General features: G+C 66.8%; 10 protein-coding genes and 1 pseudogene. 10 read left to right on the top strand and 1 reads right to left on the bottom strand.

Annotated elements, in window-relative coordinates:
• Positions 1 to 372 precede the first annotated feature (372 nt).
• The 10 genes from Q0C57_RS11325 to Q0C57_RS11280 all read left to right on the top strand — a co-directional run bounded on the left by Q0C57_RS11325 (position 373) and on the right by Q0C57_RS11280 (position 9,899).
• Positions 373 to 1,386 carry a zinc-binding dehydrogenase gene (locus Q0C57_RS11325; protein WP_296576430.1) on the top strand — a complete coding sequence of 338 codons (1,014 nt, stop codon included), beginning with the start codon at positions 373 to 375 and terminating at the stop codon, positions 1,384 to 1,386.
• A complete protein-coding gene (locus Q0C57_RS11320) occupies positions 1,383 to 1,817 on the top strand; it encodes a PaaI family thioesterase (protein WP_296576427.1) in 435 nt (144 codons plus the stop codon). Before Q0C57_RS11325 ends, Q0C57_RS11320 begins: the two co-directional genes overlap by 4 nt.
• A gap of 39 nt (positions 1,818 to 1,856) precedes the next feature.
• The gene (locus Q0C57_RS11315; RefSeq protein WP_296576426.1) at positions 1,857 to 3,467 is read left to right on the top strand and encodes an ABC transporter substrate-binding protein; all 1,611 of its coding nucleotides are present in this window, start codon (positions 1,857 to 1,859) and stop codon (positions 3,465 to 3,467) included.
• Positions 3,468 to 3,478: 11 nt separating this feature from the next.
• The gene (locus Q0C57_RS11310; RefSeq protein WP_296576424.1) at positions 3,479 to 4,447 is read left to right on the top strand and encodes an ABC transporter permease; all 969 of its coding nucleotides are present in this window, start codon (positions 3,479 to 3,481) and stop codon (positions 4,445 to 4,447) included.
• A gap of 5 nt (positions 4,448 to 4,452) precedes the next feature.
• A complete protein-coding gene (locus Q0C57_RS11305; protein ID WP_296576422.1) occupies positions 4,453 to 5,286 on the top strand; it encodes an ABC transporter permease in 834 nt (277 codons plus the stop codon).
• A gap of 18 nt (positions 5,287 to 5,304) precedes the next feature.
• On the top strand, positions 5,305 to 6,831 hold the full coding sequence (locus Q0C57_RS11300; protein ID WP_296576420.1) for a class I adenylate-forming enzyme family protein: 1,527 nt from the start codon (positions 5,305 to 5,307) through the stop codon (positions 6,829 to 6,831).
• 32 nt (positions 6,832 to 6,863) lie between these two features.
• Entirely contained in the window at positions 6,864 to 7,595 is a 732-nt protein-coding gene (locus tag Q0C57_RS11295; RefSeq protein WP_296576419.1) for an SDR family oxidoreductase, read from the top strand.
• Between the two features lie 46 nt (positions 7,596 to 7,641).
• Positions 7,642 to 8,526, top strand: coding sequence for a dihydrodipicolinate synthase family protein (locus Q0C57_RS11290; RefSeq protein ID WP_296576415.1), 885 nt, complete (start codon positions 7,642 to 7,644; stop codon positions 8,524 to 8,526).
• Between the two features lie 135 nt (positions 8,527 to 8,661).
• Positions 8,662 to 9,678 carry a tripartite tricarboxylate transporter substrate-binding protein gene (locus Q0C57_RS11285; RefSeq protein WP_296576413.1) on the top strand — a complete coding sequence of 339 codons (1,017 nt, stop codon included), beginning with the start codon at positions 8,662 to 8,664 and terminating at the stop codon, positions 9,676 to 9,678.
• A gap of 62 nt (positions 9,679 to 9,740) precedes the next feature.
• Complete coding sequence (locus Q0C57_RS11280; RefSeq protein ID WP_296576410.1) at positions 9,741 to 9,899, top strand: hypothetical protein; 159 nt, start codon at positions 9,741 to 9,743, stop codon at positions 9,897 to 9,899.
• A gap of 91 nt (positions 9,900 to 9,990) precedes the next feature.
• Here the strand turns inward: Q0C57_RS11280 and Q0C57_RS11275 are convergent.
• Positions 9,991 to 10,328: pseudogene (locus Q0C57_RS11275) on the bottom strand (hypothetical protein); the annotation flags it as partial.

Here is a 10,328-nt window from a genome sequence, read left to right as displayed (position 1 = left end):
CGATCTGAGCACCGTGTCGGCGCCCCGACGGCTGCCACGGGCCGGTGACGCACGTCTCGCGGCAGCAGAAGAACGTTCTTTTAAAAGTCCTGTTTGACGTTTCAATCACCACCTGGTCGTGGCCTTGCACCCTCCCACATGCCGATCTGCGGGACGGATGGCGAAATCTTCTCTATGTTCGACCGATCCGAGAGCGTGAGTCTCCGGAGTATCGTTCTTTTAAACGAACATTCGGTTGACCCTGACGGGGCGCGTCCACACACTCGGCCCCGTCATCGCGCCTTGGCCCATACGGAGTCCGGGGCGCGCCATCGTCATCGATGCCAAGTGCCGCGCCTCGCGGAAACGGGGCGCCAACGGAGTTCTTTCCCCATGCATGCTGTCGTCCTGCGCGAACACGGTGGACTCGACCAGCTCGTCTACGAAACGGATTTTCCGACGCCCTCGGCCGGTCCGGGCGACGTCGTGCTCAGGGTCCGTGCCAGTTCGCTGAACTATCACGACGTCTTCACCCGCCGGGGAATGCCGGGGATCAAGATCCCGCTGCCCGTCGTCATCGGACTCGACGTCGTGGGCGAGATTGCCGAGATCGGCGAAGAGGTCACCGGGTGGTCGGTGGGCGACCGTGTCCTCGTCGATCCCATCAACCGGATCGAGGGTGGGCTCATGGGCGAGACCGTCAACGGCGGTCTGGCCGAGTACTGCCGGGCCAAGGCCCACCAGCTGATCCGCATTCCCGACGCGATCTCGTTCGAGCAGGCCGCGGCACTGCCGGTCGCCTATGGAACGGCGCTCCGCATGATCCGCACCATCGGCAAGGTCAGCGCCGGGGAGAAAGTGCTGATCCTCGGCGCGAGCGGCGGCGTCGGCGTCTGCGCGGTCCAGCTTGCCAAGCTTGCCGGGGCCTATGTCATCGCAGCCGCGGGAAGCGAGGAGAAGGGCCGCCGGCTGAAGGAGCTGGGGGCCGACGAGATCATCCTCTACACCCAGGAGGACTTTCTGAAAGTCATCCAGGAGCGCCATGGCAAGCCGCACAGGCGGCGTGGTGGCGCGGCCGGCGGCGTCGACGTCGTCGTCAACTACACGGGTGGCGACACCTGGGTGAAGTCGCTCCGCGCCCTGCGCCTCGGCGGGCGCCTCCTGACCTGCGGCGCGACCGCTGGCTACGCCCCCACCGAAGACATCCGCTTTATCTGGACCTTCGAGCTGCAGATCCTCGGCTCCAACGGCTGGGAGCCGGACGACATCCGAACGCTCTTCGATCTCGTCGGGTCGGGTCAGCTCAAGGCTCTCGTCGACCGGACCTATCCGCTCACCGAAGCGCGCGAAGCGCTACGCGTCATCGAGGACCGCGAGGTCTTCGGCAAGGTCGTGGTGACGCCATGAGCGGAGCACCCAACCTGCCCCTGTCGGTCGCCGACCTTCAGGCCAAGTTCGACGCCTCGCCCTTTATCGCCTTCCTCGGCCTTCAGGTGCTGGAGGCGGATGCGAAGAACGAGGAGATCACGGTCCGGGCCCCGTTCCGGGCAGAACTCGAACGGGGCGGTGGCACGGGCCAGTGGCACGGCGGACCCATCGCATCGGTTATCGACACGGTCGGCGACTTCGCCCTCGTCCAGCTCGTCGGGCGCGGCCTGCCGACGATCAACTTCCGCGTCGACTATCTGCGCCCTGCCGTGAACACGGCGCTGATCGTCAAGGCCAAGGTCCGTCGCAACGGCCGCAGCGTCGGCGTCACCGACATCGACGTGTTCGACGAGCGCGGCACCCTCCTCGCCATCGGGCGCGCCACCTACGCCACCCTGTCCTCAACCTGAGCCGGACCGTCAGCCGGCGCCTCACCCTAGGGGGCCCTCATGTCATCGATCACCCGCAGACGACTTCTCGCCGGCACCGCCGGAATCGCGACGGCGGCTGCCGTCGGGTTGCCCGCCTTCGGCCAGGGCGCCGCTCCCCAACCCAAGCGTGGCGGCACGCTGACGGGCACCTGGGGCGGTTTCGAGCCGCAGGCGCTCTTCGTTCCGCCCGGCGGCGGCTCGAGCCCCTATTTCACCTCGACAAAGATCCACGAGCGCCTCCTGACCCTCGACAACGATCTCAACTTCGTGCCGGTCCTGGCGCTCGAGGTGACCCCGTCCGAGGATTTCCGCAGCTACCGGGTGAAGCTGCGGCCGAACGTCAAATGGCACGACGGCAAGCCGCTAACGGCCGACGACATCGTGTTCAATGCCCTGCAGTACTGGAAGCCGCTTTCGGCTGGCATCGCGCTGAAGGCGCTGGTCGGGGCGGAGGCGGTCGACGCAACCACCGCACTGCTGAAATTCAATGCGCCGCTCCCCGAATTCTTCCTGAAATCGGTGCTCGCCGGCAAGGCGGGCCTCGTCATTCCGAAGCACGTCTACGAGGGCCGCGACATCCTCACCAATCCGGCGAACAACGCCCCCATCGGAACCGGACCTTTCAAGTTCAAGGAGTGGGTCCGCGGCAGCCATGTGGAACTGCTGCGGAACGAGGACTACTGGGACGCGCCGCGCCCCTATCTCGACCGCCTGGTCATCCGCTGGTGGCGCGACCCGGCCTCTCGCTCGGCAGCCTTCGAGGCGGGCCAGCTCGACCTCGGCGTGTTCAACCCGACGCCGGCACCCGACATCAAGCGCCTCACAGACACGGGGCGCTTCACCGCGACGACTCTCGGCTACGACAATTCGTCCTGGGTCTCGACGATCGAGTTCAACAGCCGGCGTGACATCGTCAAGCGCCCGGACGTGCGCAAGGCGATCAACCTCGCCATCGACCGCCAGTTCATTGCCGACACCATCTTCTTCGGTCGGGCAAAGCCCGCTGCGGGACCGATCCCGAGCACCAACCGGGTGTTCTTCGACCCGGCGCTGAAGCCTTATCCCTTCGATCTGGCGCAGGCGGGAAAACTCCTCGACGCCGCGGGCTTCCCGAAGAAGCGCGGCGGCCGGTTCAAGGTGAACCTCGTCGCCGCCGGATGGTTCGAGGAGAACGTCAAGCTCGGCCAGTATGTGCGCCAGGCACTGGAAGATCTCGACATCGAGGTGGACCTCGCCATTCCCGACCGGGCGACCTCATTCAAGCGCATCTACACGGATTATGAATACGACATCGCCCTGTCGAACAATTCCGGCACGGTCGAGCTCGTCCCGGAATGGACGCGCTTCGTCACCACCGACAACATCATCAAGGGCGGCGCCTTCCGTAACGCGACCGGGCATTCGGACCCGAAGCTGGACGATATCGTCGCCCGGCTGTCCGCCGAGGTTTCCCCGGACAAGCGCGTCGCGTTGGCCCGGGAGTTCCAGGCTAACCTCGCCACCTCGCTGCCCTGGACCGCCCTCGTGGAGATCCAGTCCACGACGATCGCCCGGGCGGATGTTCGTGGCCACTCGCTGACGGCGGATTTCCTCGGCGACAGCTGGGCCGGCGTCTGGCTGGATCGCTGAAGGCCGCAGTGATGGGACGGATCGTCATTCGCCGCCTGGCCCAGGTACTGCCGCTGCTGCTCGGCGTTATCGTGCTCAACTTCACGCTGATCCAGTTCGCGCCCGGAACGTTGCTCGACATCATGTCGGCGGACCAGCAGGTTAGCGATCCCGTTCTCATCGAGCGGATGCGCGTTCTCTACGGCATGGACCAGCCGGCGATCGTTCAGCTCGGCAAGTATATCTGGTCGGTTCTGACCCTCGATTTCGGCTTTTCCTACCGTCAGAATGCGCCCGTCCTCGACGTGATCATGACGCACCTGCCGGCCACCATCCTCTTGATGGTGGCGAGCATTTCCGTAGCGCTCGTCGTCGGCGTGACCGCCGGCGTCGTCGCCTCCGTCAAGGTCAACACGATCTGGGACAACCTGATCTCGCTCGGCGCGGTGTTCTTCTTTGCCGCGCCAACCTTCTGGCTCGGCATCATGCTGACCATCCTCTTTTCGGTAAAGCTGGGCTGGCTTCCGGTGGGCGGCATGCGCACGGTCGGAACCGAGCCGAGCCTCGTCGGCGACGTGCTCGACGTAGCCCGCCACCTCGTCCTTCCCGCTCTGTCGCTCGGGCTTTTTTACGCCGCCATGTACGCCCGCATCATGCGCGCTTCCATGCTGGAGGTGTTCAGCCTCGACTTCGTGCGGACGGCCCGATCGAAAGGGCTCTCGGGGAGCACGATCGTGGTGCGTCACGTGCTCCGCAACGCCCTTCTTCCCGTCGTTACCCTGCTCGGGCTGCAACTCGGCACCGTGGTCGGGGGCAGCGTCGTGGTGGAGGCCGTGTTCTCCTGGCCCGGCATCGGCAGCCTCATGCTCGACAGCGTCATGAGCCGCAACTACCCGATGGTGCTCGGCGTCTTGGTTCTCTCCTCACTCGTCGTCGCCGTCTCCAACGTTGCCGTCGATCTCGCCTACTTCAAGCTGGACCCGCGCATCCGCGCGCGCTGATCACCATGGTCTTTTCGTTCCTCCGCCGCTTCGCCCGCAACCGTGCGGCCCTCGTCGGCCTGCTGCTGATCCTCATCGTGATCGCGGCGGCCATCGCCGCGCCATTCCTCTTCCCACGCAATCCCCTCCGCATCGTCGGCCGCCCCGAAATCTGGCCGTTCCTGACCTGGCGCCACCCGCTGGGCACCGACTCTCTGGGGCGTGACATCGCCGCGATCATCGCCCATGGCGCCAGGACCACCTTCATGATCGGCCTTCTCGCCAGTCTGACCGCCACCCTGATCGGGGTGACCGTCGGAGCGCTGGCGGCCTATGTTGGCGGCTGGGTGGACGAGGTCCTGATGAGGATCGCGGAGCTGTTCCAGACCATTCCGAACATCATCTTCATTCTGACCATCGTCTCCATCCTCGGTCAGACCATTCTCAACATCACCATCGCGGTCGGTATCGTCACCTGGACACCCATCGCCCGGCTGACACGGGCAGAGTTCCTGTCACTGCGGGAGCGCGAATTCGTTCAGGCCTGCCGGGCGATCGGAACGACCGACCTCAAGATCATCGTGCGGGAGATTCTGCCGAACGCCCTGCCGCCGGTGGTGATCCTGTCATCGCTGGTCGTCGCCAGCGCGATCCTGTTCGAATCCGCCGTGTCCTTCCTCGGGCTCGGCGACCCGAATGTCGCGAGCTGGGGCGGGCTGATCGGGGACGGCCGGACCCTGATCCGCACCTCCTGGTACATCTGCGCCGTTCCCGGCGTAGCGATCATGCTGACCGTTCTGGCGCTCAACCTCGTCGGCGACGGGCTGAACGACGCCCTCAACCCCCGCCTGAAGACCTGACGATCTCTGGAGTCCACCATGTCCCGCTGGAACAATCTCGGCGATCTCATCGACCGCAGCCGCGACCTCGACCGCACGGCCGTGATCGATCTGCGACGGCCGGAGGCGCCGCTGATCCTGGCCCATGCCGAAGTGGATGCCATCGCGAATGGCGTGGCCCGCCTGCTGACCGACGCAGGCCTCGCGCGCGGCGCTGCCGTCGCGATCCTCTCGACCAACCGTGCGGAGTACATCGCCACCTATTTCGGCATCATGAGGGCTGGCTTCGTCGCGGTCCCCGTCAACACCAAACTGGCGCAGGACACGATCGACTACATCTTCGACGATTCACGGATCGCCTTCGCCTTCACCGATGCGCCTCGGCGTGGGCAGGTGCCGGCCGCCATCCCACTCGTCGACTTCGACGACGACGGTCCGGGCGGCTTCGCATCGCGGGTGCGGCCGGGGCGCTTCGCGACCGTGCGTGTCGCCGCCGACGAGATCGGCCAGATCCTCTACACGTCGGGCTCCACCGGCCGGCCGAAGGGCGTCCCGCTCACCCATTCAGGCCAGCTCTGGGCGCTGGAGGCCCTCACCGCCGCCACCGAGCCTGAAGCGGAGCGATCGATCATTGCCCAGCCCCTGTTCCACATGAACGGCCTTTTCCAGAGCAAGAGCGTCTTCGCAACCAACAATTCCGTCGTGTACCTGCCGGGCTTCGAGGCCCGCGGCTACATCGACGCGCTGGAGCGCCACCACGTCACCAACGTAATGGCCGTCCCGACCATGCTGGCCCGGGTAGTGAAGGAGACGGCGGCGCTCGAGGGACGCGACTTCTCGCGCCTGCGCCGCATCCGCATGGGCTCCGCGCCGCTGACCCAGGGGCTGATCGACCGCATCAAGGCGGTGTTCCCCGGCATTCCCGTGACCAATGGCTTCGGAACCACCGAAGCTGGACCGGCCATCTTCGGCCCCCATCCCGACGGCAGACCTCAGCCGCCCCTGGCGGTCGGCTATCCCCTGCCGGGCGGCGAGGTGAAGCTGGTCGACGGTCCCGACGAGAACGAGGGCGTTCTGCTGATGCGGAATCCGGCGGTCACGCCCGGCTATCTCAACCTTCCCGCCAAGAGTGCGGAGGTCCTGGACGATGGCTGGTACCGGTCGGGAGACGTGTTCCGCCGCGATGCCGACGGCTTCTATTTCTTCATCGGACGGGCCGACGACATGTTCGTGTGCTCGGGCGAGAACATCTATCCCGGCGAGGTGGAGAAGCTGCTCGAGCGCCATCCTCAGATCCAGCAGGCCGCCGTCGTGCCGCTCGCCGACGAGGAGCGCGGCCAGGTGCCTGTCGCCTTCGTTGTGGCGCGGGAACCGGCCGACGGACAGGCGGGAGTCGGGGTCGACGAGATCAAGCGTTTCGCCATCGCCAACGGACCGGCCTATCAGCACCCGCGCCGCGTGGCCTTTCTGCCGGAACTGCCCTGGGCCGGCACGAACAAGATTGATCGCCGGGCCCTGCTGGAGCGGGCCCGCGAGCTCGAGTCGAGCGGCAGTTGGGCTGCCTGACGATGGGTCCTCTCGTCGACAAGATCGCACTCGTGACCGGAGCGAGCCGCGGTATCGGAAAGGCCATCGCGCAGCGACTGGCCACTGACGGTGCCTTCGTGTTCGTCCATTTCAACCATGGGCAGGCTGAGGCAGAGGCGACCCTCGGCGCCATCCGGGACCGGGGAGGGCAGGGCGCCGCGATCCAGTGCGATCTCTCCGCGCCCGACGGGGCGCACGTGCTGGCCGACCGGTTGCTTGCCGCCTTGCGGCGGGATTTCTCCGGGCCGCATTTCGACATCCTCGTCAACAATGCCGGCATCGGCAGGGGCGCCCGCCTCGCCGAGACGACGACCGATGAATTTGACCGGGTGGTGACGGTCAATCTCCGTGCGCCGTTCTTCCTCATCCAGCGCCTATTGCCCCATCTGCGCGACGGCGGCCGCATCATCAACATCTCCTCCATGGGGACACGCGCGCCGCAGCCGCACATGGCCGCCTATGCTCCCGCGAAGGCCGGGCTCGAAGTGTTGACCCGCCTCCTCGCCAACGAGGTCGGGGGGCGCTCCATCACCGTCAACGCGGTCGCGCCGGGGGCGACGGTGACGGACATGAACCCTCGCGCGCGCGATCCCGTGGCCGCGCGCGCCATCGCCGCCGCCACCGCCCTCGGGCGGGTCGGTCAGCCCCAGGACGTCGCGGCCGTCGTCGCCGCCATCGCCTCGCCGGACGGCGGGTGGATCACCGGCCAGACGATCGATGCCAGCGGCGGGCAACGGCTTTGACGGCACGACCGTCCCGTTCTGCGACCCCTTCCGAGACGAGACGCCGATGACCCCTTCACCGATCTTCCCGGGCGTCTTTCCCTATCTCGTCTCGCCGGTTTCCGCAGACGGCGTGGTGATGGTCGACGCCCTGGCGCGGCTCTGTGACGATCTGGTCGCGGCAGGCGTCCATGGCCTGACGCCGCTCGGCTCGACGGGAGAGTTCGCCTATCTCCATCGCAATCAGCGGGCGACCATCGTCCGGACGGTGCTGGACGCGGCCGCGGGCCGTGTCCCCGTCGTTCCAGGGGTTGCCGCGACGACCATTGCCGACGCCGTCGCGCAAGCGAAATCCTACGAACGGATGGGCGTCCAGGGAATCCTCGCCATCTGCGAGGCCTACTTCCCCCTCGGCGACCGCGCCGTGGAGGCCTATTTCCGGGCGATCGCCGATTCCGTCGACCTGCCGGTGGTCCTCTACACCAATCCGAACTTCCAGCGCGCGGACCTGTCGCTCGACGTCATCGACCGCCTCGCCGACCACCCGCGCATCGTCGGCATCAAGGACGCTTCAAACAATACCGGACGACTGCTCTCGATCCTCAACCGCTGCGTGGGCCGGCTCGCCGTCCATTCGGCGTCAGCCCATATCCCCGCGGCCGTCATGCTCATCGGCGGCGTTGGGTGGATGGCCGGCCCGGCCTGTCTCGTGCCGCGCGACAGCGTCCGTCTCTACGATCTCTGCCGGGCGAACCGCTGGCCGGAGGCGATGGACCTCCAGCGGCGGCTCTGGCGCCTGAACGAGATCTTCGCCCGCTTCAACCTCGCGGCGGTGATCAAGGCCGGGCTGGCGCTGCGGGGCTACGATGTCGGCGATCCCATTCCCCCGCAGGAGCCGCTGGCACCGGATGCGCGAACGGTCCTGGCGACGACCCTGGGAGAATTCTCCTGAAAGCGGCGCCCGCAGAAGAACGGGCCACTCTTCAGGGATCGAAATTCAGCGAGCGATTTCATTGTCTTAAAGGGCTCCTCGGGCCGACAATGACCACCAATCGTCACCATGCCGCGGACCTTTGAGGAGCAGCCTATGCTCGAGCGCTTCGACCCCGTCACCGCCGAGATCGCTCCCGTCGACCGGAGAGCTGCACTGGCGGCGCTAATCGCCGCCGTCGCCGCTCCCGCCCTGATCCGCGGCGCCCGCGCCGACACGCCGAAGGGCACGATCCGGTTCGTCGTTCCATTCGCCCCCGGCGGCAGTGTCGACGTTCTCGGCCGCGCCGTCGCCAAGGCCGTTGGCATCTCCCTCAACCAGACCACCGTGGTCGAAAACGTCGCCGGCGGCTCGACCAATCTCGGCTCCGAGCGGGTGGCGCGGTCGGCACCCGACGGCCTGACCGTGCTCGTCGCGAGCGACAGCCTCGCCATCAACAAGAGCTTGTTCCCGCGCCTAGGTTTCGATCCTGTGAGCAGCTTCGAGCCCGTCACGCTGGCCATCACTGCACCGCAGCTGCTGCTGACGCACCCGGGTTCAGGCATCCTTCGCGTCGAGGACTATGTGGCGGCGGCGCGGGCTCGCCCGGGAGCCGTCAAGGTCGGATTGCCCGGTCACGGCGTCATCGGCCATCTGGCGAGCGAGATCGTCAATCGCCGTCTGGGTGGCCTTTCGGTCAACCACATTCCCTACAACGGCGGTGCGCCGGCCAGCCGCGATCTCTTAGGCGGGCACCTCGACGCGCTCTACATCACGCTGCCGGCGGTGACGTCGCAGGTGCGGGAAGGCGGCCTCAAGGGGCTCGCCGTGTCGTCGGCGCGCCGCTCGAAGGCCCTGCCGGACGTGCCGACGCTGGCCGAGACGATCGCACCCGGCCTGGATGTCGTGAGCTGGCAGGGCTTCCTCGTGCCGGCCGGGACGCCGAAGCCCCTGGTACAGGGCCTCCACGCGGCCATTGCCTCGGCCCTTCGCGACCCCTCCGTCGCGGCACCGCTCGAGGCCCTCGGCTTCGACATCCTGGCGGAAGGCCCCGACCATTTTGCGGGGCTCATCCGCCGCGACGTGCGGGCCTTTGCCGAGATCGTGCAACAGGCCGGCCTCGTGCGGAGCTAGCGACGGTGACCAGACCTTCTTTCACAGGACGAGGCGGGCGTTCACAGTCCGGACCCAGCGCCATGACAACTCGCAGAATCCTCATCCGGCTGGTCGACGGCAGTCTCGTCGCGGCCTCTCTCGGGCTGATCCTCTTCACCGTCGTGGCGCTGCGTCCATCTGCCGAGCGGGCCAACGGCCCGGCGGGGCCCGCGTCAACGTCGATGACGGCGGCGCGCTGATCGCAGAGCAACCGGCGGAACTGATTGGCATGACCGGAAGCGGACGTAGTCAACGTCCGTTATGGGCCCAAAAACCGACGATAGTGATCGCTCATTCCTGCACCGGATCTTGCCGTGCTCCGCGCGCAATAACATGAAGGGCGCCATTCGCAAGTGGACGCTGCAGAGTTCTCGCCTCGGGCCATGGCGCGCTCATCCATACCTCGCACTCCTCGGCCGTTGTGAGGATCACCGGCATGGCTTTGGGGTGGATCGCTCCGACCTCGGTATTGGGCTCGGTCGTGAGGAAGGCATAGAGGTCTGCGGTCACTTCTGTCAATCGGCGTCCAAAGTTGACCCCTTTTCGGCGTCCAAAGTTGACCCCCTTGCAGTCCGGCAGCGGACGCCCCGACGCAGCTGGTCGGGATTGCGCAGTCGGGGCGACCGCGG

Origin of the sequence: Phreatobacter sp. (assembly GCF_022843985.1) — a bacterium.
Taxonomy (GTDB): Bacteria; Pseudomonadota; Alphaproteobacteria; order Rhizobiales; family Phreatobacteraceae; genus Phreatobacter.
This window is presented reverse-complemented; position numbering and strand designations above follow the sequence as displayed.

What these genes read in the sequence shown, in the direction of transcription:
- Q0C57_RS11325 (WP_296576430.1), top strand. Translation starts at nt 373, where the DNA reads ATGCATGCTGTCGTCCTGCGCGAACACGGTGGACTCGACCAGCTCGTC.
- Q0C57_RS11320 (WP_296576427.1), top strand. Translation starts at nt 1,383, where the DNA reads ATGAGCGGAGCACCCAACCTGCCCCTGTCGGTCGCCGACCTTCAGGCC.
- Q0C57_RS11315 (WP_296576426.1), top strand. Translation starts at nt 1,857, where the DNA reads ATGTCATCGATCACCCGCAGACGACTTCTCGCCGGCACCGCCGGAATC.
- Q0C57_RS11310 (WP_296576424.1), top strand. Translation starts at nt 3,479, where the DNA reads ATGGGACGGATCGTCATTCGCCGCCTGGCCCAGGTACTGCCGCTGCTG.
- Q0C57_RS11305 (WP_296576422.1), top strand. Translation starts at nt 4,453, where the DNA reads ATGGTCTTTTCGTTCCTCCGCCGCTTCGCCCGCAACCGTGCGGCCCTC.
- Q0C57_RS11300 (WP_296576420.1), top strand. Translation starts at nt 5,305, where the DNA reads ATGTCCCGCTGGAACAATCTCGGCGATCTCATCGACCGCAGCCGCGAC.
- Q0C57_RS11290 (WP_296576415.1), top strand. Translation starts at nt 7,642, where the DNA reads ATGACCCCTTCACCGATCTTCCCGGGCGTCTTTCCCTATCTCGTCTCG.
- Q0C57_RS11285 (WP_296576413.1), top strand. Translation starts at nt 8,662, where the DNA reads ATGCTCGAGCGCTTCGACCCCGTCACCGCCGAGATCGCTCCCGTCGAC.
- Q0C57_RS11280 (WP_296576410.1), top strand. Translation starts at nt 9,741, where the DNA reads ATGACAACTCGCAGAATCCTCATCCGGCTGGTCGACGGCAGTCTCGTC.